The 25848-nt window shown below is 66.5% G+C and carries 16 protein-coding genes and 4 pseudogenes; 7 read left to right on the plus strand and 13 right to left on the minus strand.

Translation table 11 applies throughout. The features are described 5' to 3' along the window. The first annotated feature begins 232 nt into the window (after nt 1-232). Nucleotides 233-1195, plus strand: coding sequence for a L,D-transpeptidase family protein (locus tag ACZK2V_RS17165; protein WP_486322612.1), 963 nt, complete (start codon nt 233-235; stop codon nt 1193-1195). Nucleotides 1196-1199: 4 nt separating this feature from the next. Continuing rightward, a complete protein-coding gene (locus tag ACZK2V_RS17170; RefSeq protein WP_486322613.1) occupies nt 1200-1874 on the plus strand; it encodes a M23 family metallopeptidase in 675 nt (224 codons plus the stop codon). Here the strand turns inward: ACZK2V_RS17170 and ACZK2V_RS17175 are convergent. From ACZK2V_RS17175 to hflK, 5 genes and pseudogenes are all read right to left on the minus strand, one after another. Further along, nucleotides 1810-2478: a hypothetical protein gene (locus ACZK2V_RS17175; protein WP_486322614.1), complete on the minus strand. Its 669-nt coding sequence runs from the start codon at nt 2476-2478 to the stop codon at nt 1810-1812. The genes ACZK2V_RS17170 and ACZK2V_RS17175 overlap by 65 nt on opposite strands. Nucleotides 2479-2595: 117 nt before the next feature. Further along, nucleotides 2596-3886: pseudogene (locus ACZK2V_RS17180) on the minus strand (adenylosuccinate synthase). A gap of 472 nt (nt 3887-4358) precedes the next feature. Further along, a complete protein-coding gene (locus tag ACZK2V_RS17185) occupies nt 4359-4544 on the minus strand; it encodes a DUF2065 domain-containing protein (RefSeq protein WP_005410640.1) in 186 nt (61 codons plus the stop codon). A gap of 68 nt (nt 4545-4612) precedes the next feature. After that, nucleotides 4613-5476: a protease modulator HflC gene (hflC, locus tag ACZK2V_RS17190; protein WP_010482785.1), complete on the minus strand. Its 864-nt coding sequence runs from the start codon at nt 5474-5476 to the stop codon at nt 4613-4615. Continuing rightward, a complete protein-coding gene (gene hflK / locus ACZK2V_RS17195) occupies nt 5473-6606 on the minus strand; it encodes an FtsH protease activity modulator HflK (protein ID WP_049401370.1) in 1134 nt (377 codons plus the stop codon). Before hflK ends, hflC begins: the two co-directional genes overlap by 4 nt. Nucleotides 6607-6759: 153 nt before the next feature. Between hflK and ACZK2V_RS17200 the strand changes: the two genes are divergently transcribed. Then, a complete protein-coding gene (locus ACZK2V_RS17200; RefSeq protein WP_201117065.1) occupies nt 6760-7755 on the plus strand; it encodes a YhdH/YhfP family quinone oxidoreductase in 996 nt (331 codons plus the stop codon). Between the two features lie 88 nt (nt 7756-7843). After that, entirely contained in the window at nt 7844-8215 is a 372-nt protein-coding gene (pilH, locus tag ACZK2V_RS17205; protein ID WP_005410644.1) for a twitching motility response regulator PilH, read from the plus strand. An 88-nt stretch (nt 8216-8303) separates the two neighbouring features. On the opposite strand, the gene ACZK2V_RS17210 is transcribed toward pilH, so the two are convergent. After that, entirely contained in the window at nt 8304-9197 is an 894-nt protein-coding gene (locus ACZK2V_RS17210) for a DnaJ C-terminal domain-containing protein (RefSeq protein ID WP_049421228.1), read from the minus strand. A 261-nt stretch (nt 9198-9458) separates the two neighbouring features. Between ACZK2V_RS17210 and ACZK2V_RS17215 the strand changes: the two genes are divergently transcribed. Together ACZK2V_RS17215 and ACZK2V_RS17220 are read left to right on the plus strand one after the other, a co-directional pair. Then, complete coding sequence (locus tag ACZK2V_RS17215; protein WP_032127816.1) at nt 9459-9941, plus strand: peroxiredoxin; 483 nt, start codon at nt 9459-9461, stop codon at nt 9939-9941. A 29-nt stretch (nt 9942-9970) separates the two neighbouring features. Then, nucleotides 9971-10546 (plus strand): ferritin-like domain-containing protein, encoded by a 576-nt coding sequence (locus tag ACZK2V_RS17220; protein WP_049421227.1) that lies wholly within the window; start codon nt 9971-9973, stop codon nt 10544-10546. Nucleotides 10547-10675: 129 nt separating this feature from the next. Here the strand turns inward: ACZK2V_RS17220 and pbpC are convergent. Both pbpC and ACZK2V_RS17230 read right to left on the minus strand, forming a co-directional pair. After that, nucleotides 10676-13043: pseudogene (gene pbpC / locus ACZK2V_RS17225) on the minus strand (penicillin-binding protein 1C). A 76-nt stretch (nt 13044-13119) separates the two neighbouring features. Beyond that, the gene (locus ACZK2V_RS17230; RefSeq protein WP_201117069.1) at nt 13120-18027 is read right to left on the minus strand and encodes an alpha-2-macroglobulin family protein; all 4908 of its coding nucleotides are present in this window, start codon (nt 18025-18027) and stop codon (nt 13120-13122) included. A gap of 502 nt (nt 18028-18529) precedes the next feature. Here ACZK2V_RS17230 and ACZK2V_RS17235 point away from each other — a divergent pair. After that, nucleotides 18530-19552 carry a WD40 repeat domain-containing protein gene (locus tag ACZK2V_RS17235; RefSeq protein WP_201117071.1) on the plus strand — a complete coding sequence of 341 codons (1023 nt, stop codon included), beginning with the start codon at nt 18530-18532 and terminating at the stop codon, nt 19550-19552. A 194-nt stretch (nt 19553-19746) separates the two neighbouring features. Here ACZK2V_RS17235 and ACZK2V_RS17240 read toward each other — a convergent pair. The 5 genes and pseudogenes from ACZK2V_RS17240 to acnD form a co-directional block, all read right to left on the minus strand. Then, nucleotides 19747-21205 (minus strand): annotated as a pseudogene (locus tag ACZK2V_RS17240) (bifunctional 2-methylcitrate dehydratase/aconitate hydratase). Nucleotides 21206-21329: 124 nt separating this feature from the next. Continuing rightward, nucleotides 21330-22508, minus strand: coding sequence for a 2-methylaconitate cis-trans isomerase PrpF (gene prpF / locus ACZK2V_RS17245; protein ID WP_486322615.1), 1179 nt, complete (start codon nt 22506-22508; stop codon nt 21330-21332). 23 nt (nt 22509-22531) lie between these two features. After that, nucleotides 22532-22858: a type II toxin-antitoxin system RelE/ParE family toxin gene (locus ACZK2V_RS17250; protein WP_180844190.1), complete on the minus strand. Its 327-nt coding sequence runs from the start codon at nt 22856-22858 to the stop codon at nt 22532-22534. After that, nucleotides 22845-23102, minus strand: a complete 258-nt coding sequence (locus tag ACZK2V_RS17255) for a type II toxin-antitoxin system ParD family antitoxin (protein WP_006384133.1) — start codon at nt 23100-23102, stop codon at nt 22845-22847. Before ACZK2V_RS17255 ends, ACZK2V_RS17250 begins: the two co-directional genes overlap by 14 nt. 100 nt (nt 23103-23202) lie before the next feature. Continuing rightward, a pseudogene (gene acnD / locus ACZK2V_RS17260) lies at nt 23203-25819 on the minus strand (Fe/S-dependent 2-methylisocitrate dehydratase AcnD). Nucleotides 25820-25848: the final 29 nt, after the last annotated feature.

A 25848-nucleotide genomic window follows, 5' to 3' on the forward strand; every position in this document is an offset into this window, starting at 1 on the left:
GATATCCAAAACGGGGGGATGCGCCCTTATCGGCGGCCCGGCAGGCAATCTTGATCGCCGTCCGTCGACGGCGTCGGCCACCGTTCACCTTGGTGAGCCCCCTGCGCAGCAGCACCTGCGCGCTGGACACGGCTGCAATACCCATGGCTGCTCATGCGGGCATCAGATCCCTTTCACGGTGGCTCGGCGGCTGCTGCGGGCAAGGTGGTGGCGTGACCTGCTGGAGATCCCAATGCCATTACCCGTGTCCCGATCCACCCTGCTCGCTCTCTCGCTGCTGGCGTCGCCAGCCTTCGCGCAGGCGCCGCCGCCCCACCTGCCCGCACCCATTGCCGAAACGGCCGGACCGGACACCGCACCCCACTCCGCGCTGCACGCCCAGGTGCTGCTGGATCGCGCGAACTTCTCCCCTGGCCAGATCGACGGCGAAGTGGGCAGCAACCAGCGACGCGCGGTGTCGGGTTTCCAGGCAGCGCATGGGCTGGACGTAACGGGCGAACTGGACGACACCACCTGGAAGGCCCTGCAGGCCGATACCGTTGGGCCGCTGGCCAGCTACACGCTGACTGCTGAGGATGTCGCCGGTCCGTTCCAGGCCACTCCGAAAGGGCCCGCCGCCCAGGCCAAGCTCACATCGCTGGGCTACGGCAGTGTGGAAGAAGCCCTCGGCGAGCGCTTCCATGCCTCCCCTGAGCTGATGAAGGCGCTCAATCCCGGCGTGGACCTGACCAAGGCTGGCAGCCGCATCCAGGTACCCAACATCGCACTGGCCGCATTGCCAAAGGCGGCGAAGATCGTGGTCGACAAATCCGACTCCACGCTGCAGCTGCTGGATGCGCAGGGCAAGGTGAGCGCACAGGTGCCGGTGTCGTCGGGCAGCCAGCACGACCCGTTACCGATCGGCGAATGGAAGATCCTGGGCGTTTACCGCGACCCGCCGTTCCACTACAACCCGAAACTGTTCTGGGATGCCCGCAGGGGCGAAAAGAAGGCCACCCTGCCACCGGGCCCGAACAATCCGGTCGGGCGGGTCTGGATCGATCTGTCCAAGCCGCATTACGGCCTGCATGGCACGCCCGAACCCGGCCATGTGGGCAAGACCGAATCGCATGGCTGCGTGCGCATGACCAACTGGGATGCGCTGCGCGTGGCCGATGCCGTGGATACCTCGGTACCCGTGGTGATGCAGGAGTGAGCCGATGCGCCTTTCGCAACTGATCGTGCTGGGCGTTCTGCTGGGGCTGGGTGCAGGCTGGTGGCTGCACCGCGATGCGGGTGATCCGGTACCCGCCCCGCTGCCGCAAGCGCAATCGGCACTGGCAGCGGCGCCGGCGAAGGAATCTGTAGCGACACCCGCAACAGCCCCACCCGCCAACACCGCGCCGTCGGCCGCGCAGACTGCGGATGCACCGTCCGGTCTGCTGCTGCCGGTGCAGGGTATCCATGCGTCCCAGCTGCGCGATACGTTCACCGATGCACGCAGCGAGGGTCGCGTGCACGATGCCATCGACATCATGGCCGATACCGGTACGCCGGTGCTGGCGGTGGCCGATGGAACGGTGGAAAAACTGTTCGACAGCGAGCGCGGCGGCTTGACGATTTACCAGTTCGAGCCCAGCGGACGCTGGTGCTACTACTACGCGCATCTGCAGCGCTACGCCGATGGCCTGGCGGAGAAGCAGGTGATCAAGCGCGGAGAGGTGATCGGTTACGTGGGCAGCACCGGTAACGCCAGCGCCGAGGCCCCGCACCTGCACTTTGAAGTGCACCTGCTGGGCCCGGAAAGACAGTGGTGGAAGGGAGAGTCGATCAATCCGTATCCGCTGTTGAAACAGGCGGCTTCGACGCCCGACGCTGCCAGTGCCGCAAGGTGATGGTGAATACCACCAGCGCAGCGCCCGGAATCAGCAGGAACAACGCCGCCACCTTCCAGAAGAAGAACGGCCACAGCCACGCGTAGTCCAGGTCGGTCAGCTTCAGTACGTCCATCGGTGGCAGCAGTTCCACCGAGGCGACGCGCCCCGCCAGCGCGGGCTCGACCTCCAGAACGGTCACCCGCAGCCACGAACGCCCGCGCGGCAGCGCATCCCCCCGGCCATAACCGAAGTACGAGGCGGCAAATCCAGCAGGCACAACCGATTCCAGCGCGCGGGTGATGCCGGAACCCGGCACGCCCGAACGCGTTTCGGCGCGGAAGTCGGTCTGATCTGTCGGGGTTTCCACGCGCAGGCGCACCTCAGGATCGATCGCCGTGGAAGTACCGTCATCCGCGTAACGCAGGCGCAGTCGCAATTGGTCATCGATGAAGCGGTAGACCGTGACCTCGGCCGTCGCACCCGGGCTCAGCACCAGAGGCAGCACCTGCGTGCGTGAGGCCATGTGGTTGGCGATCGCGCCCAGCACCAGCACCGCGCAGGCAAGCGCCCACAGGCTCCACAGCACCCACAGGGTGATCCGCACCACCGTTACGCCCTTCACGCTGACATCCGGGTCATCACGTCACCTCCCTGCTGGCCGTGCCGACACAGTAACGAAAAAGCCCCGCTTTCGCGGGGCTCTTCCTGTCACCTACGCCGGGCAGCGCCCGGCGCTACCTCAGGCGAACGGATCCTGCAGGACCATGGTGTGGTCGCGGTCCGGGCCGGTGGAGACGATGCTGATCGGGCAACCGGCCAGCTCTTCCAGCGAACGCAGGTAGGCACGTGCGGCCGGCGGCAGGTCGTCCCAGTTGGTGATGCCGTGGGTGTTCTCGCTCCAGCCCGGGAACTCCAGGTACACCGGGGTGCAGTCTTCCCAGCCCTGCGCGTCCAGCGGCGCGTACTCGGTGCGCTTGCCGTTGTATTCGTAGGCGATGCAGACCTTCAGCTTTTCCATGCCATCCAGCACGTCCAGCTTGGTGATGCACAGGCCGCTGATGCCGTTGATGGCCACGGCGCGCTTCAGCGCGACGATGTCCATCCAGCCGCAGCGACGCGGACGGCCGGTCGAGGCACCGTACTCGGCGCCGCGGTCACGGATGCCCTGGCCGACTTCGTCGTCCAGTTCGGTCGGGAACGGGCCGCCGCCGACGCGGGTGGCGTAGGCCTTGGCGATGCCCAGCACGTAGTCGATCGAATCGGCGCCGACGCCGGAACCGGCCAATGCACCACCGACGGTGGTGTTGGAGCTGGTGACGTACGGGTAGGTGCCGTGGTCGATGTCCAGCAGCGCACCCTGCGCGCCTTCGAACAGCACGCGCTTACCCTGCTTGCGCAGGTCGTGCAGGATGCCGGCCACGTCGGACTTCATCGGCTGCACGTATTCGCCGAAGGCCAGCGCTTCGTCGAAGGTCTTCTGGAAATCGACCGCATCGGTGTTCAGATACTTGGTCAGCACGAAGTTGTGGTAATCCAGCGCGGTGCGCAGCAGTTCTTCCAGCTGCTTCGGGTAATGCAGGTCGGCGATGCGGATGCCGCGACGCGCCACCTTGTCTTCGTAGGCCGGGCCGATGCCACGGCCGGTGGTGCCGATCGCCTTGCCGCCGGCAGCGCTCGCGCGCCTGGTCCAGGGCGATGTGGTACGGCATGATCAGCGGCGCGGCCGGGGAGATCTTCAGGCGCGAACGCACTTCCACGCCGGAGGCTTCCAGCTCGGCGATTTCCTTCTGCAGCGCGGCCGGCGAGATCACCACGCCGTTGCCGATCAGGCACAGCGCATCGTCACGCAGGATGCCCGACGGGATCAGGTGCAGGACGGTCTTCTTACCGTTGATGACCAGGGTGTGGCCGGCATTGTGGCCGCCCTGGAAGCGCACGACGGCGCCGATTTCCTCAGTGAGCAGATCGACGATCTTGCCCTTGCCTTCATCGCCCCACTGGGCACCCAACACTACGACAGACTGACCCATGACGGGCTCCTCATATGTTGCGGCCATCGGGGCCGCGGACGGTTGAACCGTGGCGGGGCTGGCCAGCACCTGGAGGGCGGCTCCAAACGGGGAGCAGCCGGCGATGGAAGGCCCAGACACGGAAAAAGCCGAACGGGGAGGCCCGTCCGGCTTTTGTGCATTATCCGGGTTTCCGGGGTCGGGTGCCACCTTTCCGACGGACGGCTTCACCGGCCGGTCAGCCGCCCCGCCCGGTCGTGCCGGCCGTTGGCCGGCAATGCCAACCAAGGTTGGCATCTACCAGAGCCGGGCCACGCATGTACCGGCCGGTCAGGCACCTCCCGGTCGTGCCGGCCGCTGGCCGGCAATGCCAACCAAGGTTGGCAGCTACCAGAGCCGGGCCACGCATGTACCGGCCGGTCAGGCACCTCCCGGTAGTGCCGGCCGCTGGCCGGCAATCCCAGGTTGCCGGCCAGCGGCCGGCACTACCCTTTCAATGCCGCGCCCACCACAGCAGGCTCAGGCCGGCCAGCAGCACCAGCCCGCCGAAGCTGCGCAGGGCTGGGCTGGGCAGGTCCAGCAGGCGCTCGGCCATGCGCTTCCAGGCGAACGGGGCGACGAACAGGAACAGGCCTTCCAGCACCGCCACCAGGCAGACGGCGGCGAACAGATCTTTCATGGGGGGACTCCGGAAAAAGCACGGGGCCCGGCATCTGGCCGGGCCCCGTGGGGTACTGCCCTGCGACCTCAGCGGTCGTTCTTCAGGTACTGCAGGAACGGGTCGTTCTTGTCGAGCACGATCACGCCGTTGCCGTCGGTCATGGAGCCACGGTAGGCCTCCAGGCTGCGGTAGAACGCATAGAACGACGGGTCGGCCGAGCCGGCCTTGCCGTAGATGCGCGCCGCATCGGCGTCGCCTTCACCGCGCAGGCGCTGTGCATCACGCTCGGCCTCAGCGATCAGCACGGTGCTGTCACGGTCGGCCTGGGCGCGGATGGTCAGCGACTGCTCCTCGCCCTCCGCACGCAGCTTGGCCGCTTCCTGCTTGCGCTGGGCGCGCATGCGCTCGTACACGTCATTGATCACCTGGCTGTCGGTCGGCAGGTCCACCTGCTTGATGCGCAGGTCGATCATCTGCATGCCGAGGCCGGCCACCGCTTCGTTGATCCCCTTCAGCTGCTCGGCGATCAGCTCGCTGCGGTCGCCGGAGACCAGCTGCTGCAGGGTGCGCGAGTTGATCTGGTTGCGCAGCGAGTCGGTGATGATCGGTGCCAGGCGGGCATTGGCGATGCGCGGATCGCCACCGGTGGCACGGAAGTAGTCACCCACGTTGGAGATGTAGCCGATGGCGAAGAAGTCGACGCTGACGTCCTTCTGCTCGGCGGTGAAGTAACGCGCCGGGGCGGTGTCGAGCACCTGGAAGCGGCGGTCGAAGACCTTCACCGTTTCCACCACCGGCACCTTGAAGTGCAGGCCCGGCTTGATGTCCGAACGCACCACCTTGCCCAGGTTCAGCACCATGGCAGTCTGGTCCTCACGGACCACGTACACCGAGCCAAGCAGGCCCAGCACCACCGCCACGATCACGGCAATCCAGATAGGACTCTTCATCGGCTGCCCTCCTCACGGCCGCTCGGTCGCCCGGTCGGGCGGCCCACCGGCCGGCCCGGATCACGGGAAGCTTCCGCCGCTGCACCCGGCAGCGACGGCATCACCACCTCCGGATTGGTCACTCCCGGCGGCGCCGAGGTGGTGGGACGGGTATCGCCGGTCATCGGCACGTAGATCAGCTGGCGGCCATCGCCACCGATCACCTTGCGGTTCTCGCTCAGCACCTGCTGCACGGTCTCCAGCCACAGGCGCTTGCGGGTCACTTCCGGGGCGTCCTTGTACTGGGCCTGCAACAGGCTGAAGCGCTGCGCGTCACCCTCGGCCTTGGACACCACGGCCTGCTTGTAGCCTTCGGCGGTGGTACGGGCACGCGAGGCCTGGCCTCGGGCTTCCGGCACGACCTTGGCGGCGTAGGCCTGGGCTTCGTTGATCAAGCGTTCCTTGACCTGCTGGGCACCGTTGACCTCGTCGAAGGCCGGCTTCACTTCTTCCGGCGGACGGGCGTCCTGCAGGGTCAGGCCGGTCACGGTCAGGCCGGTCTTGAACGCCTTCAGCAGCGCCTGCAGGCGCTCCTCGGCGGCCACGGCCAGCGGGCCACGGTTGTTCAGTACCGCGTTGAGGTCGGCACGGCCGACTTCCTCGCGCACCGCGCTCTGCGCCGACTGCTCCAGCACCTGGTTGGCATCGACCGTGCCGAACAGGTACTGCTGCGGGTCGTCGATGCGGTACTGGACGTTCAGCGAGACGTTGACGATGTTCTCGTCGCGGGTCAGCACCGGCACCTGGATCGAGAAGGTCTTGATCTCGGTGGCGTTGACCTTGGTGACCGATTCGATCGGCCACGGCAGCTTGAAGTTCGGGCCGGGCTGCAGGATGCGCGAGAACTGGCCGAAGCGCAGCACCACGCCACGCTGCTGTTCGCCGATCAGCTGGAAGCTGGAGAACAGCACCAGCAACACCACGGCTGCCACCACCCAACGCATGATGCCGCCGTCGAACAGGTCCTTCAGCGGCCCGGGCAGTCCGCCCCAGCCACCACCATTGCCACCGCCGCGCGACCCGAAGGGCCCGCGTCGATTGTCCTCGGGGCCTTGTCCGCCCTTGTTGCCGCCGGGTGTATTCCAGGCCATGCACGCTCCATCAAGATTTGGGCTGCGGCGCGGGCCCTTCCCGCACCACCAGCCGTGAAACCATCACCGATCATACAAGATGGGGCGGATCGGCAGGATCGAAAGGGGGGCAACGGGGTAAGGTGGCGTTTTCCTCGAAGTCAGGCAACGCCGATGGCCCCCACCACCCCGTTCACCGCCTTCCGCATCGAAAACGACGCCGCCGGTTACCGCAGTGGCGTGGCCCAGCTCAATGTCGACGACCTCAACCCCGGCCAGGTACTGATCCGCGCCCACTGGTCTTCGGTCAACTACAAGGATGCCCTGGCCGGCACCGGCAAGGGCAGGATCCTGCGCCGTTTCCCGCTGGTGGGGGGCATCGACGTGGCCGGCACCGTGGTTGCCAGCACCGATCCAGACTGGCGTGAAGGCGATGCGGTGCTGGCCACCGGCTGCGGCCTCAGCGAAACCCGCGATGGCGGCTACAGCCAGTATGTGCGGCTGGAGTCGCGTGCGGTGATTGCCCAGCCGGCCGGGCTCAGCCCGCGCGAGGCGATGGTGCTGGGCACCGCCGGCTTCACGGCGGCGCTGGCGCTGCTGCGCATGCAGGACAACCGGCAGGTGCCGGAACTCGGCCCGTTGGCGGTCACCGGCGCCAGCGGCGGTGTCGGCGCGCTGGCGCTGTCGATCTTCAGTCGTGCCGGCTACACGGTGCACGCGGTCAGTGGCAAGCCGGAGCAATCCGACTTCCTGCGCGGCATCGGTGCCGCCGAGGTGCTGCCACGCTCGGCGTTGGCCGATACCGGCCCACTGCAATCGGCCCGCTTCGGCGGGGGCCTCGACAATGCCGGAGGCGACATGCTGGCCAGCCTGCTGGCGCAGACCGTGCCCTATGGCAGCGTGGTCAGTGCCGGCCTCGCGGCCAGCCCGAAACTGGACATGACGGTGATGCCGTTCATCCTGCGCGGCGTGTCACTGCTGGGCGTGTCCTCGGCCAATGCACCGCGCGGGCTGCGCGAAGAAGTGTGGGCGCGGCTGGGCAATGAGTGGAAGCCGCAACACCTGGACCGCATCTGTACCGCCGAAGTCGGCCTGGACGGCCTGCCGGCGGTGTTCGAGCGGATGCTGGCCGGCGGTTCGCTGGGCCGCACCGTGGTGCGGATCGACTGAACGTCGCAGGCAGGCGACGGACGGCAGACGCGCCCCTCCCGCCGGTAATGGGCCCGCACTACACTGCGGGCATTACATGGGGAACAACATGGCACGCATTCTGATCGTCGACGACTCACCGTCGCAGCTGTTGGGGATACAGCGCATCGTCGAGAAGCTCGGGCACCAGATCCTGACCGCCACCGATGGCGCCGCCGGGGTCGAAACCGCCAAGGCCGAGCTGCCCGACCTGGTCCTGATGGACGTGGTGATGCCCAACCTCAATGGCTTCCAGGCCACCCGCACCCTCGCCCGCGACGAGGCGACCCGGCATATCCCGGTGATCCTGGTGACCACCAAGGACCAGGACACCGACCGCATGTGGGGCATGCGCCAGGGCGCCAAGGCCTACATCACCAAGCCGTTCTCGGAAGACGAACTGTCCGAGGTGCTGGAACGGGTGTTCGCCGGGCAGGGCTGAGACACGCGCGGTAGTGCCGGCCGCTGGCCGGCAACCACGCATCACCGTCCCGGGCAATGAAGTTGCCGGCCAGCGGCCGGCACTACCTTCAAATGGTCTCGCCGAAGGCCTTGGCCAGGTTCCGGTACGCCTTCTTCTGCGCCTCGTCAGTCGCGGCCGGGGCCACGATCTCGATCTCGACGATCTGGTCGCCATCCGGATTGCCCGGCAGCCCACGGCCACGCAGGCGCAGCTTGCGGCCGGCATCGGAATCGGCCGGGATCTTCAGTTCCACCGTACCACCCAGCGTCGGGACGCTCAGGCTGGTGCCAAGCGCGGCCTGCCACGGGGTCACCGGCAGCGTATAGAGGATGTTGCGGCCATCGACCTCGAACTGCGGGTGGGCGGCGTACTCCACTTCCAGCAGCAGGTTGCCGCCATGGTTGCCCTGCCCGGCCAGCCGGATCACCTGGCCTGGGCGGATGCCCTTGGGCACGCGCACGTCCAGCTGCTTGCCGTTGACGGTGATGCGCAGGCTGTCGCCGCTGTAGGCCGCTTCCAGCGGAACCGACAGCTTGGCGCGGGTGTCGCGGTTCGGCGCGTGGCCCTGGCTGCTGAAGCCCGGCCCCGGACCAGCGCCACCACCGCCACGCTGGCGCGCGAACAGGCTCTCGAAGAAGTCGCTGAAGCCGCCATTGGGGCCACCTCCGCCGAACACCTCCTCGAAATTGAAACCACCAGCGCCACCGTAGTTCGGCGGCACGTTGAACTCCTCGCCCGGGCGATAGCCCTGCGCGCGCAGCTGGTCGTAGGCCGCGCGCTTTTCCGGATCGCGCAGCGCCTCGTAGGCCTCGTTGACCGCCTTGAACTTGTCTTCGGCCCCGGCCTCCTTGCTGACGTCCGGGTGGTACTTGCGTGCCAGCCGGCGGTAGGCGGTCTTGATCTCCGCCTCGCCCGCGCTCGGTTCCACCCCCAGGGTGGCGTAGTAATCCTTGAATTCCATCCAGCTACCTCGATTCGCTTCGGCCGCGCCGGTGGCGCCGCCCCGGGTTCATTCTACGCGTCGGCGATGCTACGCCGCCCCTCGTGCGGCCCCGGTGAGGCCGACTGATCCTGCGCAATGCGGCTGCCATCCCCATGCCCCACGCTGTGGCTGGAAGCCCCTGCCACAAAGCCTGAAGATGGGGCCTGCACACCGGGTTTCCAATGTCTTGACGCGTCTGTCCCATCTGGCCCACTAGCCTGCCCCTGCAAGGAGTTTCCCATGACCATCCATGTCGGCGACCGCATTCCGGAAGTGACCCTCAAGCGCATCCGCGAGGGCATCGAAACGCTCGATACGCATTCGCTGTTCGACGCACGCAAGGTGGTGCTGTTTGCCGTGCCCGGCGCGTTCACCCCGACCTGCTCGGCGCGCCACCTGCCCGGCTACGTCGAGAAATTCCAGGCGTTCCGCCAGCGCGGCATCGATGTCTACTGCATGGCGGTCAACGACCCGTTCGTGATGAAGGCCTGGGCCGCCGACCAGAGCGTGCCCGACGGCCTGCTGATGCTGTCCGACGGCAATGCCGAACTGACCCGTGCGCTCGGCCTGGAGCTCGACGCCAGCGCCTCGGGCATGGGCATCCGCTCACGCCGTTTCGCCCTGTACGTGGTGGATGGCGTGGTGCGTGCGGCCTGGATCGAGCAGCCCGGCCAGTTCGAAGTGTCTTCGGCCGAATACGTGCTGGAGCACCTGCCAACCTGATCTTCCACCGCAAGAGGAAACGGCCAGCCATGTCCACCAAGCCAGCCAAAGCCGCAAAGCCTGCCGCAAAGGTGCCCGGCATCAGTGACCGCAAGACCCTGCGCGAACGCGCCCGTCGCAATATCGAAGACGGTGCGATCACCGACAGCTACAGCGCCGACCGCAAGGTCGTGATCAAGCTGCTCAACGATGCGTTGGCCACCGAGTACGTATGCGTGCTGCGCTACTACCGGCACTACTTCATGGCCAAGGGCATGCTGGCCGACGCGGTGAAAGCCGAATTCCTCGAACATGCACAGCAGGAACAGGCGCACGCCGGCAAGCTGGCCGAGCGCATCGTCCAGCTCGGCGGTGAGCCGGACTTCAACCCCGATACACTGACCGCACGCTCGCACGCCGAGTACAAGGAAGGCAGCGACCTGCGCGACATGGTCCGCGAGAATCTGGTGGCCGAACGCATCGCCATCGACAGCTACCGCGAGATGATCAACTTCATCGGCGACCGCGATACCACCACCAAGCGCATCCTTGAAGAGATACTGGCGCAGGAAGAGGAGCACGCCGACGAGTTCGCCGACCTGCTGGATGGGTGGATCGGGGAATAGCGGCCCCGCATACGCCTTGGTAGATGCCCACCTTGGTGGGCGCATTTATCGCGTGCCAACCAAGGTTGGCACCTACCAGAGCACGGCGGTGTCGTTGGCGTTGGACCGCGCGCCGACCAAGGCCGGCATCTAGCGGAGAACGTTGAACCGCACCTGCGTCCACGCGCCATCGGCCGCCAGCGCGGTCAAAGTGTGTGCGCCCGGATCGGCGAACTCGCGCTGCATCAACTGCGCGCCACGGGTCTGCGCGATCCAACGGCCATCCAGCAGCCAGTCCACCGCCTGCTCGCTGCCCAGCGCGCAGCTGCAGGCGCACGCCATGTTCGGCATTGGGTGCACGCGCCAGCGTGGCGCCATCATTGAGGCCATCGATGTGCAGGGCCACGCTGGCCTCACGCCCGTCGTCGCGGCAATCCGGCGACAACGCCGGCAACTGCGAGGCAGCGCGCGTGGCCTTGGGCAGCCACGGCGACAACAACGCCGGCCAGCGCGCGATCTCGCGCGCTACTTCCTCATGTGGATTGCGGCAATCGGCCGATACACGCAGGCCGGTGTGCGCATCAGCCAGGTAACGCTGCCGGCCCGGTTGCCAGCGCCGCGCCTCGCGCTCGGGGAAGGTCGGTGGTGCCGCGCCGTCCAGCAGATAGGCTGGCATCCGCCGTTGGCACAGCGCCGTCGGCAGGCCTTCGGCGCGTTCGCCGGTGGGCCAGCAGATATCTTCCTGGCTGACACTTGCCGGCATCGGTGCAGCAGCCGAATCGCCGCGCTGGCGCGGCAGGCTGTCCACCACTTCGAACATCAGCGGCAGCGCAGTCACCGCGCCGTACTGGCCCGGTAGCGGTGTGCCGTCCGGCCGGCCCACCCACACGCCCACGGTGTAGTGGCGCGTGCTGCCGATCGCCCACGCATCGCGGTACCCGTAACTGGTGCCGGTCTTCCAGGCCACGCGCGGGCGACCGCCAACATCGAAGGTGCCAGCGCTGTAGCCTGGGCGCGGGTTCGATTCCAGCATTTCGCGCACGATCCAGCTGGCGCCCGGCGAGGCCAGTCGCCGCTCGATCATCGGTTCGTCATCGGTGTAGCGCACGCGTCCGGCAATGCCGTTGCGGTTCAGCGCCGCGAACGCGCCGACCAGATCTTCCAGCCGCGCACCGGTACCGCCCAGAATCAGCGAGAGGTTGGGCGTGCTGCCCGGCGGGAAGCGCAGCTGGATGCCGGAGTGCGACAGGCGCGCGGCGAAGCGCGCGGCCCCGACCCGCTGCAGCAGGTCCACCGAGGGCACATTGAGTGACAGCCGCAATGCACTGGAGGCACCAATCGGCCCATTGAAGGCCATGTCGAAGTTGCCGGGCCGGTAGCTGCCGAAACTCTGTGGCGCATCGACCAGCAGGCTTTCCGAATGGATCAGGCCATCGTCCAGCGCCATCGCATACAGGAACGGCTTGAGCGTGGAGCCCGGCGACCGCCAGGCCTGCACCATGTCGACGTGGCCGAGCCGCTGGCGGTCACCAAAGGACAACGTACCGACGTAGGCACGCGCCTGCAGGGTCTGGTTGTCGACCACCAGCAAGGCTGCCGAGGTGCGCTCCGGCAGCGTCGAGAAATAGCTGGCCACACGTTCTTCCAGCGTGCGCTGCAGGCCGATGTCGATGCTGCTCTGGATACGCGCCTGGCCCGGATGCGCCGAGTGCAGGCGCTGCGCCAGCAGTGCGGCGTGCAGCGGAGGCCGCAGCGAGCGCGCCACCACGTTCTCGATGCGCGCATCCTGGACCTCCTCCGGCGTCCACGCGCCCAGTTCGGCCATGCGTGACAGCACCTTGTCCCGCGCCTTCTGCGCGGCTTCCGGGTGGCGGTCCGGGCGCAGCCGGCTTGGTGCCTGTGGCAGTACCGCCAGCAAGGCGGCCTCGGCATGTGACAGCTGCGCCGCCGGCTTGCCCAGATAGGCCCAGCTGGCCGCTTCCACGCCCTCGATGGTGCCACCGTAGGGCGCGCGCTCCAGATACAGGGCCAGGATCTGCTGCTTGCTCAGATGCACTTCCAGCTGCACCGCGCGCAGCATCTGCTTGAGCTTTCCCCAGGGCGTGCGCATATGCGGGTCGAGGATGCGCGCGACCTGCATGGTCAGGGTCGAGCCGCCGGAAACGATGCGACCACCGCGCAGCAGCTGGCCGCTGGCACGCAGGATGGCCAGCGGGTTGATACCCGGATGGCGCCAGAACCAGCGGTCTTCGTAGGTCAGCAGCGCCTGCAGGTACAGCGGCGAGACGCTGTCGATCGACGCCGGATAGCGCCACACGCCCTCGGCATCGGCGAACGCACGCAGCGGCGTACCGTCGGCAGCCACCACCAGGGTGCTGGTATCGCGCTGCTTCGGCAGCGGCGGCGGGAAGGCGAAATCCAGCACCAGCAGCAGCGCCAGCGTGGCGGCCGTGCCCCAGCGCAGCCACGGCCACAGCGGCCGCAACCGGCGGCGCAGGGCCGCCAGCCGGATCGACATCGTCTTCTTCATTGCAGCGTGCCGGATTGAAGCTTGCCAGCGGGACGGGCCGCGCCGTCGCGGCCCGTCCGCGCGGTCACGGCTGTACCACCGTGATCGTGGTCGGGTTGCTACGGCCGACGCCACGCAGCTGCGGCCGGTACATGTCCTCCACCAGCGGCGGCGGCACCGAGTAGGTACCCGGGGTCACCGCACGCACCAGATAGAACACGTTGGCCTTGCTGCCACGCGAGAGCTTCAGCGCAGCCACATAGCGGTCGTCGCGGAACTCCTCGTGCTTGGTGTCGGCAGCTTCGCCGCGGTCGCTGATGGTGATGCCATCAACCACTACGTCGGCCCACTGCTTGGCATCGCCCAGGTTGAAGTTCTCGATCTCCAGGCCGGCCGGCAGCAGGTCGGTCAGCAGTGCATCGGGCATCGTGGTGTCGGCGGTGACGGTGACGCGCACGATCAGCGCTTCGCCTTCCTTCAGCGGACGCGGCGACCACGGCTTGCCATCGGTGCCGAAGTAGCTGCGCTCAATGCCCAGCACGCTGTTGTCCGGTGCCGGCGCACTGCGCGGGATACCGGCCACGTCGATGCTGGCGAACATCGGCGGCTGCCCCTGCGGAGTGAAGCGCACGCCGCTGGCCAGCTCGCTGGCGCTGAAATTGCGGCCGAACAGCTTGCGCTCGCCGATGGCTTCGGTGTTGCCACCGATCACCAGCTCACCGGCCACCAGCGCCTTCTGATTGGCGGCCAGTGCCTTGCCAAGGCGGGCGATGGCCACCTGTTCCTGCGTGCTCAGCCACATCCAGCCGGCATTGCGGCGCGCATCCAGGCCACGGCCGAGGTCGACCGCACGTGCATCCCAGGCCGGCTTGGCCAGCTTGTTTTCGTGGGTCAGCGCGATCATCAGCGCGTCATCACGGATCGCACTGCCGTAGTCGCCGAAGTACGACGGGCGTTCGCTGCTGGACTTGGCGAAGGCCGCCGCCAGCGCGGCCTGGCCGCGCTTGGCATCGCCCTGCAACGACAGCGCCACGCCCAGGTGGACCAGCGACAGGCCGCCGACCGCCTTGCTGCGCTCGTTGTCGTACAGCGTGCGCAGGGTACCCAGCGGCGCACGGTTGACCCGGGCCAGCACGTAGCCCGAGTACGCCTGGTTGGCGAACTTCAGCTTCTCGCGGTCGTCCTGCCCATAGAACTGGTTGCCACCGGACAGCAGATCCTCGCTGAGGCGGTTGAGCGCCTTCTGCAGCACGTTGTCGGGCACCGCAAAACCGGCGTCCTTGGCATCGAGCAGGAACTCGGTGATGTACGGGGTCAGCCATGGGTTCACGTAGCCGTCGTCACCCCACATCGAGAAGTTGCCATTGGCCACCTGCATCGACGCCAGGCGACCGAACGCACCTTCCATGCGCTCGCGACGGGTCTTGGCATCCAGGCCATCGGCACCGAGCATCGACGACGTCGCCTGGTCCAGGATCAGCGCGGCGTAGCCCTTGCTGGTGGTCTGCTCGGCACAGCCGTACGGGTAGTTCAGCGCGCCCTGCAGCGCACTGGCGAACGGGATCGGCGGCAGCGGGCTGACCAGCAGGCGGGCATTCACCGACTCGGCCATCAGGCCATCGCTCAGGCTGTTGTCGAGGCTGACCGCGGCCAGCGGATCAAGCGTGCGCACCTGCGAACGCAGCACCTGCGGCCACGCCGCACGCACCGGCAGGTCGTAACGGCGATCGGCCTTGAAGCCGTTGCCGTCCACCCGCACCCGCACCTTGGCCACGCTGTGGCCCTCGCGTGCCGAAAGCGGGAAGCTCAACGTGGTCTTGGCGTCGGCATTCAACTGCACGCTGCGGCTGCCTTCGCCCAGGTTCAGCGGGCCCTCGCTTTCCACCTTCACGTTGAACTGGCCCGGCTTGCCGGTGAAGTTCTGCACGTCCAGGGTCACGGTGCTGCGGTCGCCCGGAGCGAGCACGCGCGGCATGCTGGCTTCGGCGAGGATCGGCGCACGCACCACGGTTTCCACGTCGCGCTTGCCGTACTGGTCATCGCTGTAGACCAGTGCCGACACCCGCAGGGTGCCGTTGAAGTCCGGCACCTTCAGGCGGATGCGGGCGATGCCCTTGGCATCGAGCTGCACCGGGCCAGAGAACAGGTCCACGGTCTGCACGCGCGCGGTCGGGCGCTTGGCCTGCGGCAACGCCTGCAGCGCCATGTCGCCACCGAACTTCAGCTTGCCGGCACCGCCGTCAAAGCTCTCGATCACCCGGCTGTAGATGTCGTAGGCATCAATGCCGAGGCGACGCTGGGCGAAGAAGTGCGCACCGGCATCGGGCACCGGGAAGCGGGTGATGTTGAGGATGCCCACGTCCACCGCCGAGACCGTGACGTGCGCCATTTTGCCGGCCAGCTGCGGTGCGCTGACCGTCACCGGCAGGTCCTGTTCCGGTCGCATCTGCTTGGGCGCTGCCAGGCCGACGGCCACGGTGCGGGCCTTGCGGTCCATCGGTACGTGCACCACGCCCACCGCACGGGCCGGGGTGATCTTGCTCGGCGCACTGCCGCCGCGGAACACCAGCGCGGTGATGTAGACGTCGTGGCGCTCCCAGTCAGCGGTGACCGGAATCTTGAAGGTCGAACCCGGCTTGGCGTCGATGTCCTGCACGTACAGCATGCGGTCGGTCTCGACCATCAGGATGCCCTTGCCGGCGTGCGGCGGGGTCACCGTCACCTCAAGCGTGTCGCCTGCCTTGTAGCCGGTCTTGTCCAGGCCCAGCTTGATCTTGTCAGGGCGCGCGTCCAGGCCGCGGTTGTCATCGCCCCAGCTCCAGCCGGCGCGGAACGGATAGCGACTGGTCAGGCCGGTGGACGGGTCGAACACGTCCACCCGGTACTCGCCCCACTCCACCGGGAAATCGAAGGCGACCGCACTGCTGCCGGCATCGACGGTGCGGGTTTCCTTGTTCTCGAAACGGCGGGTGAAATCGTAGTCCCAGCGGTTGTCGTTGAAGGTCCAGTGGTAGTCGCGCAGCTCGCGCACCAAGGTGATCTTCAGGCCCTTGGCCGGCTGCGGCGTACCAGCAGCATCCACGCGCATCAATTCGAAGCGCGCGTTGCCGTTGGAATCGGCACCGTCCTCCGGGTTGAACAGCGGGCGTACACCGACCAGGGCGTTGGCCGGCCACATCACCCGCTTCAGGGTACGGGTGACGGTGCGGCCACCGGTTTCATACAGGCTGCCGGACAGCACCACGGCAATCGGCGCCTTGGCCTTGGCCGCCTCTTCCGGCAGCGCCACATCCTCACGCAGCTGGCCGTTGCCCGGCAACGTGGTGTCGATCACGTCCTTGGCTTCGCGCGGCAACTGCAGAGTCGGGTCACCGAAGAAGTAGCCCGGCAGGCCCTCGACCGGCTGTTGTTCGGCGGCCACCGCCATACGCGCGGTGAAGCGGTTGCCGTCGGCCGGCGCCCCGTACAGGTAGGCGCCATTGGCCTGCAGGCGCAGGTCCTCACCCGGCTTCAGCGTCTTCTGCGCGCTGTCCAGGTCCAGCTTCATGCGCTCGGGCAGGAACTCCTCGATGCGCAGGGTCATGCCCTGGATCGCTTCCTTGCTGGCCGGATCGGTGCGGAACTCGACCTGCCAGCGCCCGGTCGGCGCCTCGGCGGGGATCACCTGCTCAAAGTTGATGTAGCCCTGCTCGCCCGGCTGCAGGCGAGTCTCGCGGAAGGTCTTGCCGTCGGGCTGCTTCAGGCGCAGGAACACCGGCTGAGCCTTGACCGGCTTGCCATCGTTGTCGCGCAGCAGTGCGGACAGGCGCACGGTTTCGCCCGGGCGATACAGGTCGCGCCCGGACCAGGCATAGACGTCGAACCAGGCATTGTCACGGCCGGCCACGGCGAATTCGCTCAGGTCCAGCGCCGGCTGGTTGAACGGCAGGAAGCTGGTGTCCTTGCCCGTGCTGGCGACCAGCACGTGAGTGGCATCCAGGGTGTAGTTCAGCAGCGCATTGCCATTGCCATCGGTACTGCCCTTGAGCACCACCTCGCCCTTGGCATCCAGCACGCGCAGGTCGATGCCCTTCAGTGGCGCGCCGTCCTTCAGGCCGGCGGTGTGCACGAACAGCTTGTCCTTGTAGGCACGGGTATGCAGGCCGATGTCGCTGACCGAGAAGAACGCGGTGTCGAACTCGCCTTCATAGTCACCGGTGCGCTTGAGCAGGGCGAAGTACAGCCCCGGCTCCTGCAGTTCCTTGATGTCCTGGGTCGGCAGGTAGGTCAGCACCCGCTCGTTCTTCTTGCCCCCCAGGATGAAGCGGTTGACGTAGACCGGCTCTGCCAGCTTGTTGATCGGGCTGCGCTCGTAGTCGCTGCTCAGCTCCCAGCTGCCGCGGCGGCCGCCGCGCTGGTACTGGCTGAAGAAGGTCGGCAGGTCCTTCTCGCGCACGCGCAGGAACTCGACATCGACCTCCGGCACGTTCACCGAGACCACCGGCAGGCCGCGGCTGTCCTTGGCCGGCAGCACGCTGCCCTGCGAGGCGAAACCGACCACCGGCTTCAGCTCGCCGCTGAACACCTTCTGCTTCAGCTCCTTGCCCAGCCGGCTGCCATCGGCGGCCAGCAGGTCCGGCGAGACCACCAGGCTGAACTCCTTGCCGGCCTCGACGAACGGGTAGCGCAGGGTCAGGCCGTCATCGGACAGCGTCCAGCTGCTGTCGTCGGTGCCGACCTTCTCCTCGAAGCGCACCAGCTTGTCGAAATCCTGGGTGCCGACCAGCGGGCGCGAGAACTCCAGCGCCAGCGACAGGCCGTCATTCTTCTGGTCCGGATAAGCGCGCAGCAGGGTGAATTCCTTCACCTGCTCGGCTTTGGTGGTGATCGCCTCACCACTGGCCTTGGGCAGCTGCCCGCTGTCGTTGCGGCAGCCGGCCAGGCCCAGCAACAGGCCTCCTGCCAGTACCGCCGCCGCCCATCCCCACCGCTTCCGCCGTGCCGGACCGCTCATGTCGTCACTCCTTGATCGAGGCGGCCATTATAGGCAGGCCGCGTCAAGGTGTTGACGCGAATTCGGCAATTGCCCGGGCGGGTAGTGCCGGCCGCTGGCCGGCAGGACCGGTAGCCGCCAACCTCGGTTGGCGATAGCCGTGGCAACCAAGGTTGGCACCTACCCAAGCGCCCCTCCCCCGCCGCGCCAGGCACAGGCCGATGCCGGCAACCTGTCTGGCTTGGGATCGGGCGCTCCCCCAATCGTGGCGCGCAATGTCCCGGCGGAGAAAAGGCCGAAGTCGCCCCAAAGTGACGGGTTCAACCCTCGATTGAGCGACTTCCCAATCGGCCTTCAGTCGCCGCTGTAGCATCGGCATCAGGCCTTCTGAACAGCAGTGAACATTGCAATGACACGAGTACGCATGATTCAGGATCCAGCGACCGGTAAGGTCTGGGGTACGCGATGTGACCGAGGTACTGTCGAAGTCACCTCCGGAAGCCCCGGGAAGCTGAAGTCACAGTTGAAAGACTTCCCGAGTCCCGACGAGGCACTGAAATGGGCCATCAAACAGGAGTGGTCGCGGCTGAAAAAGGGCTTCGTACTCGTGAACCCAGCTGCTGCCGCAGGCGAACCCTGCATGCATCGTTACATTGGCGGGGGGTACACGGGAGCCCTGATGATTGCGGGTTGCAATGGGAAGCTGGCGACCAATCAGCACCAGGACGAAGACACGCATGGTGCGGCAACCGACATGTTGCTGCTCATCGGTGAAGACGCTGAGATCATCCATGGTTGGCGATCAAGCAAGACGGACCTTGCCTGGTCGGCACTACCTACGGATGACCGGACAGGATTCCTGATTCGATTCGACTCTGGAATCTACCTTTGGACTTCAGATGGCAGTCCTCCCCAGCGGATCAGCGATGCATCCGTACTGTCATCGCCCTTCCTGACAAGGTCCAACGGGCATGCCGCATGGCATGACGGTGAGCAGGTAACGGTAATGAGACTCGACGATGGAAGGCACATCATGCAGCTGGCGCGCTCCCCTGCGATGGTTGGCGGGCATTCCGAGCAGATGATGGGCACGCTCTCAGCGGATGCCACGATGCTTGCCTGCTGTGCCAATCCGGGTGAGATCGAGTACATCGATGTCGCCCAGGCCAAGACCGTGTGCCGACATCAGGCTGATTTTGAAATGATCGTCAAGATGGAGTGGAGCGCGGATGGACGCTGGTTGTTGGCCTTGGAAGAGTATGGACGGTGGCGCCTGCTGTGCCTGGACGCGGCAACAGGCGAATCCCGCCCCGGGTGGCCGGAGTTCACTGATATGACACGAACTGACTTTGCACTGGACTGCGATAGCAAGCGATTGGCCGTCATGCACCGCGGTCATATTGCACTTTATGACTTTGCAGACATGAGGGAAATTCGACGCTTTCCCGTCGATCATGTGGTGCGTACCGCGCATATTGCATGGACGGGAGACAATGCCATTTCGGTACGCACCGACTATGGATGCCTTTCCACATATGTGATCTGATCCGGCTTAGTCTATCGCTATCGCGGGATTACACTATCTCTGAGGAACCTCTGCAGACTGCAGCGTGGACCAAAGCATCCCGGTAGTCGCCAACCTTGGTTGGCGTCGGCTGTGCCAACCAATGTTGGCACCTACCAAAGCAGGTGCAGCTACGTGCCCGGCAAGCAGGCGCAGCGCCAGATCCGACGAAGCCCCTACCCCGGCAGGTACAGATCCACGTAGTCGGTCAAGGGCATCGCCGCCAGCGCCACCGGATCCAGCGATGCCACCAGGATGCGCTGCTGCTGGGCGGTCGGGAAGCGATGGGCCAGGTGCCGGCGGAACTTGTCCATCAGCAGCGGAATGCCTTCTCCGCGGCGTCGGGCGTGGCCAAGCGGGTACTCCACCAGCACTTCCGGCAGTTCACTGCCATCGTTGAAGCGCACGCTCAGGCCGTTGGCGATGCTGCGCTTGTCCGGGTCCAGATAGTCGGCGCTGATTTGCGGATCCTCGTGGCAGGCCATCTTCGCGCGCAGTGCGTCGATTCGCGGGTCGGCGGCAACGTCGTCCTCGTAATCCTCGGCCGTCAACCGCCCGTGCAGCAGCGCGATGGCGACCATGTACTGCACGCAGTGGTCGCGGTCGGCCGGGTTATGCAGTGGGCCCTGCTTGTCGATGATGCGGATGCAGGCTTCCTGGGTCCGGATCGCAATGTGCGCGATGTCCTCGACCCGCCGCCCCATCGCACGCAACTGCTGGTGCAGCATGACCGCGGCCTCCACTGCGGTCTGGCCGTGGAACTCGGCCGGGTAGCTGATCTTGAACAGCACGTTCTCCATCACATAGCTGCCCAACGGTCGCCCCAGCGTCAGTGCCTGACCGCGCATGGACACGGCCTCGAAGCCCCAGGTCGGTGCACTGAGCACGCTCGGATAGCCCATTTCACCCGTTGCCGCGATCAGCGCCAGGCGTACGCCACGGCTGGTGGCATCGCCGGCGGCCCAGCTCTTGCGCGAACCGGTGTTGGGCGCGTGCCGGTAGGTCCGCAGCGCCTGGCCATCGACCCAGGCCAGCGACACTGCATTGAGCATGCGTTCGCGATCCAGCCCGAGCAGCTGCGCCACCACAGCGGTGGTGGCGACCTTGACCAGCACCACATGGTCCAGCCCGACCCGATTGAAGGAATTCTGCAGGGCCAGTACACCCTGGATCTCGTGCGCCTTGATCATCGCCAGCAGCACGTCGTGCACGGTCGGCGGCGGGCGGCGCAGGGCCTGCGCGTTGCGTCCCAGCCAGTCGCAGACGGCGAGGATTCCGCCCAGATTGTCCGACGGGTGGCCCCATTCGGCGGCCAGCCAGGTGTCGTTGAAATCGAGCCAGCGCACCATCGCGCCCAGATTGAACGCCGCCTGCACCGGGTCCAGCACGTAGTGGGTGCCCGGAACGCGCGCCGTTGACCACGCTGATGCCCGGCACCACGGGACCGAGCAGCTTGCTGCAGGCCGGGAAGGACAGCGCTTCCAGCCCGCAGCCCAGCGTATCAAGCAGGCAGTGGTGCGCGGTCTGGAACGCCAGCGGTGAGTCGATACGGGCGTCGCGCACGTAATCGACGATGTCCACCAGCAGCGCATCCCACGCTGCACGCTCGTTGGATGGGGTGGGGTTGTCGGACATCGTCGATCTCCTTGTTACGGTGCACGGTTGCCCGTGCACCATGCCAACCAAGGTTGGCATCTACCAAAGCAATTGGTCACTGCGGCCCGGTAGTCGCCAACCTTGGTTGGCGTTTACCAACGCATCACTCGGCCGGTACCCGCACCTTGCCTTCCATCAGCACGCGGGCACTGCGGCTCATGATGGCCTTGCTTACTGTCCACTGGCCGTCAACGAGGCCGGCCTGCGCACCCACGCGCAACGTGCCGGAGGGGTGACCAAAGGTCACCGCTTCGCGTTCGCCGCCGCCGGCCGCACGATTGACCAGCGTGCCCGGAATCGCCGCGGCGGTACCAATCGCCACGGCGGCGGTGCCCATCATCGCGTGGTGCAGCTTACCCATCGACAACGCACGTGCGTGCAGATCGATGGCCGACGCCGGGATTGCCTTGCCACTGGACGACACATAGTCCTGCGCCGGCGCCACGAAGGCCACCTTCGGCGTGTGCTGGCGGGTTGCTGCGTCTTCAAGTTTCGAGATCAGGCCCATGCGCAGCGCGCCATGTGCGCGGATGGTCTCGAATTTCTGCAGTGCGGCCTTGTCCTCATTGATCGCCGGCTGCAGCTCGGTGCCGCTGTAGCCCAGATCGGCAGCGTTGAGGAAGATCGTCGGGATGCCAGCGGTGATCATCGTCACCTCGAAACTGCCCACGCCGGGGACATCGAGGGTGTCGACCAGGTTGCCGGTCGGGAACATCGCGCCCGCATCGCCGTCATCGGACGGATGGATGAATTCCAGCTGGATCTCGGCGGCCGGGAAGGTCACGCCATCCAGCTCGAAATCGCCGATCTCCTGTACTTCGCCATCGCGCATCGGCACGTGCGCGATGATGGTCTTGCCGATGTTGGCCTGCCAGATGCGCACGGTGCACAGGCCATCGCGCGGCACGCGGGCCGGATCGATCAGACCATTGGCAATCGCGAACGGACCCACCGCAGTGCTGAGGTTGCCGCAGTTGCCGCTCCAGTCGACGAAGGCGGTGTCGATCGACACCTGGCCATACAGGTAGTCCACGTCGTGGTCAGGCACCGAAGCGGTGGAAATGATCACGCACTTGCTGGTACTGGAGGTGGCGCCGCCCATGCCGTCGGTCTGCTTGCCATACGGATCGGGCGAGCCGATCACGCGCATCAGCAGCGCATCGCGTGCGGCGCCCGGCACCTGCGCGGCCTCGGGCAGGTCCTGCAGGCGGAAGAACACGCCCTTGCTGGTGCCGCCGCGCATGTAGGTAGCGGGAATACGGAGTTGCGGAAGAAAATTCATCGTCGGATCCAAGCGTTTGGATTTCAGGAAATGTCTTGCATCAGTGCGTCAAGGCCACGATCAACGCACCACACCCGCATGACGTCCACGCGGTCCGGTAGATCGAGGTAATAGACGAGGTAGCGTTCGAAGCCAGGAACCAGCATGAAGCGCAAAGGCACCGGCAGCTGTGCTGCAAGATCGGCGTGCCGGATGGAACCCGAGCATGGAAACACCGCGATGCGTTGAAGCGTGGCCTCCAACTCGGCGAGAAAGCGCCGACCCAGTACCAGGCCACCCTGCCGTGCGAACCACAGCGCGGCATCGGCTACGTCGGCTTCGGCCCGGGGCCTCCATTCAATCGCCTTCACGCTCCATCCTTTCGGTCAGTTCGCGACGCATCCGCTCGAATGTGGCCGCTGTCACCGGAACGGCAGGTCCCGACGCCAGCCCCTCGGCAATCAGCTGCTTGAGCAGCTCTTCAGCCTTGCTGCGCTGACGCTGGCGGATCAGGTCACGCACATAATCCGACGTACTGGAGTAGCCGCCTTCGCGCACTTCCTCGTCCACGAACTGCTTGAGCGGATCGGTCAGCGAAATGTTCATGGTGGCCATGAAACTCTCCTTTGGCAGTTTTTGCCAAGTCAGTGTGCGCCCTGCCCTGGTGTCGGACAAGCCCGCCCCCGGCCTCCGGGGGCAGGCATTCAGTCCGGCATCACGCCACCTTGGCGCCTTCCAGGAAGTCCTGGGCGAAGCGCTGCAGCACGCCGCCGGCTTCGTAGATCGCCACTTCCTCGTCGCTGTCCAGGCGGCAGGTGACCGGCACGATCACGTCCTGGCCGTCGCGGCGGTGGATGACCAGGGTCAGGTCAGCGCGCGGGGTGCGCTCGCCGATCACGTCGAAGGTCTCGGTGCCATCGATGCCCAGGGTCAGGCGGGTGGTGCCCGGCTTGAACTCCAGCGGCAGCACGCCCATGCCGATCAGGTTGGTACGGTGAATCCGTTCGAAGCCTTCGGCCGCGATCGCCTCCACGCCAGCCAGGCGCACGCCCTTGGCGGCCCAGTCGCGCGAGCTGCCCTGCCCGTAGTCGGCACCGGCAATGATGATCAGCGGCTGCTTGCGGTCCATGTAGGTCTCGATCGCTTCCCACATGCGCATCACCTTGCCTTCCGGCTCCACTCGCGCCAGCGAACCCTGCTTCACGCTGCCGTCGTCGTTGCGCACCATCTCGTTGAACAGCTTCGGGTTGGCGAAGGTGGCGCGCTGCGCGGTCAGGTGGTCACCGCGGTGGGTGGCGTAGGAATTGAAGTCCTCTTCCGGCAGGCCCATCTTCGCCAGGTACTCACCGGCGGCACTGGACGCCAGGATCGCGTTGGACGGCGACAGGTGGTCGGTGGTGATGTTGTCCGGCAGCACCGCCAGCGCGCATGCCAGACAGCGTGCGCTCACCGGCCAGTGCGCCCTCCCAGTACGGCGGACGGCGGATGTAGGTGCTCTGCGGGCGCCAGTCGTACAGCGGGCTGACCGCCGCACCATGCTCCACGCGCACGTTGAACATCGGGTTGTAGACGCGGCGGAACTGCTCCGGCTTCACCGAGGCCTTCACCACCGCGTCGATCTCGGCGTCGCTCGGCCAGATGTCCTTCAGGCGCACCTCGTTGCCGTCGGTGTCCACGCCCAGCACGTCCTTCTCGATATCGAAGCGCACGGTGCCGGCGATGGCATAGGCGATCACCAGCGGCGGCGAAGCCAGGAAGGCCTGCTTCGCATACGGGTGGATGCGGCCATCGAAGTTGCGGTTGCCCGACAACACGGCGGTGGAATACAGGTCGCGATCGATGATTTCCTGCTGGATCTTCGGGTCCAGCGCGCCACTCATGCCGTTGCAGGTGGTGCAGGCGAAGGCGACGATGCCGAAGCCGAGCTTTTCCAGGTCCGGCAGCAGGCCGGCCTCTTCCAGGTACAGCTGCACCGCCTTCGAACCCGGCGCCAGCGACGACTTCACCCACGGCTTGCGCAGCAGGCCACGCTCGTTGGCCTTGCGCGCCAGCAGTGCGGCGGCGATCACATTGCGCGGATTGGACGTATTGGTGCAGCTGGTGATGGCGGCGATGATCACCGCGCCGTCGGGCATCAGCCCCTGCGCCTGCTCGGCCTTGCCCGCTTCCAGCTTGGCTTCGTCGGCGATGCCGCGCTCGGCCAGCTCGGCAGTCGCCACGCGCTTGTGCGGGTTGGACGGGCCGGCCATGTTGCGCACCACGCTGGACAGGTCGAAGCGCAGCACACGCTCGTATTGTGCGGTGGCCAGGTCATCGGCCCACAGGCCGGTGGTACGGGCGTAGTTCTCCACCAGCGCCACCTGCGATTCCTCGCGGCCGGTCAGGCGCAGGTAATCGATGGTCTGCCCGTCGATGTAGAACATCGCGGCGGTGGCGCCGTACTCGGGGCACATGTTGGAGATGGTGGCGCGGTCACCGATGGTCAGTGCCGCCGCCCCCTCGCCGAAGAATTCAAGCCACGCGCCGACCACGCGCTCCTTGCGCAGGAACTCGGTCAGGGCCAGCACCACGTCGGTGGCGGTGATGCCCGGCTGCGGGCGACCGCTGAGTTCGACGCCCACGGTATCGGGCAAGCGCATCCACGACGCGCGGCCCAGCATCACGTTCTCCGCTTCCAGGCCGCCAACACCAATCGCGATCACGCCCAGCGCATCCACGTGCGGGGTGTGGCTGTCGGTGCCCACGCAGGTATCCGGGAAGGCCACCCCGTTCTGCACGTAGATCACCGGCGACATCTTCTCCAGGTTGATCTGGTGCATGATGCCGTTGCCCGGCGGAATCACGTCCACGTTCTCGAAGGCCAGCTTGGTCCAGTCGATGAAGTGGAAACGGTCTTCGTTGCGGCGATCCTCGATGGCGCGGTTCTTCTCGAACGCCTGCGGATCGTAACCACCGCATTCCACCGCCAGCGAGTGATCGACGATCAGCTGCACCGGCACCACCGGATTGACCTTGGCCGGATCACCACCCTTGTCGGCGATCGCATCACGCAGGCCAGCCAGGTCGACCAACGCGGTCTGGCCGAGGATGTCATGGCACACCACGCGCGCGGGGAACCAGGGGAAATCCAGGTCGCGACGGCGCTCGATCAGCTGCTTCAGCGAATCGGTCAGCGTGGCCGGATCACAACGACGCACCAGGTTTTCGGCCAGCACGCGCGACACGTACGGCAGCGTGGCATAGGCGCCCGGCTGGATCGCATCGACAGCGGCACGCGCGTCGAAATAGTCCAGCGAGCTGCCGGGGAGGTTCTTGCGGTAATCGGTATTCATGGGCTGGCGGGGTGCTTTGGGCGGGCCGG

The organism is Stenotrophomonas sp. 93052_Sma, from assembly GCF_056481145.1.

Coding starts and splice junctions, on each gene's coding strand:
- ACZK2V_RS17165 (WP_486322612.1), top strand. CDS start 233: ATGCCATTACCCGTGTCCCGATCCACCCTGCTCGCTCTCTCGCTGCTG.
- ACZK2V_RS17210 (WP_049421228.1), bottom strand. CDS start 9,197: ATGGAATTCAAGGATTACTACGCCACCCTGGGGGTGGAACCGAGCGCG.
- ACZK2V_RS17230 (WP_201117069.1), bottom strand. CDS start 18,027: ATGAGCGGTCCGGCACGGCGGAAGCGGTGGGGATGGGCGGCGGCGGTA.
- ACZK2V_RS17255 (WP_006384133.1), bottom strand. CDS start 23,102: ATGGCCACCATGAACATTTCGCTGACCGATCCGCTCAAGCAGTTCGTG.
- hflC (WP_010482785.1), bottom strand. CDS start 5,476: ATGAAGAGTCCTATCTGGATTGCCGTGATCGTGGCGGTGGTGCTGGGC.
- prpF (WP_486322615.1), bottom strand. CDS start 22,508: ATGAATTTTCTTCCGCAACTCCGTATTCCCGCTACCTACATGCGCGGC.
- hflK (WP_049401370.1), bottom strand. CDS start 6,606: ATGGCCTGGAATACACCCGGCGGCAACAAGGGCGGACAAGGCCCCGAG.
- ACZK2V_RS17170 (WP_486322613.1), top strand. CDS start 1,200: ATGCGCCTTTCGCAACTGATCGTGCTGGGCGTTCTGCTGGGGCTGGGT.
- pilH (WP_005410644.1), top strand. CDS start 7,844: ATGGCACGCATTCTGATCGTCGACGACTCACCGTCGCAGCTGTTGGGG.
- ACZK2V_RS17185 (WP_005410640.1), bottom strand. CDS start 4,544: ATGAAAGATCTGTTCGCCGCCGTCTGCCTGGTGGCGGTGCTGGAAGGC.
- ACZK2V_RS17200 (WP_201117065.1), top strand. CDS start 6,760: ATGGCCCCCACCACCCCGTTCACCGCCTTCCGCATCGAAAACGACGCC.
- ACZK2V_RS17215 (WP_032127816.1), top strand. CDS start 9,459: ATGACCATCCATGTCGGCGACCGCATTCCGGAAGTGACCCTCAAGCGC.
- ACZK2V_RS17220 (WP_049421227.1), top strand. CDS start 9,971: ATGTCCACCAAGCCAGCCAAAGCCGCAAAGCCTGCCGCAAAGGTGCCC.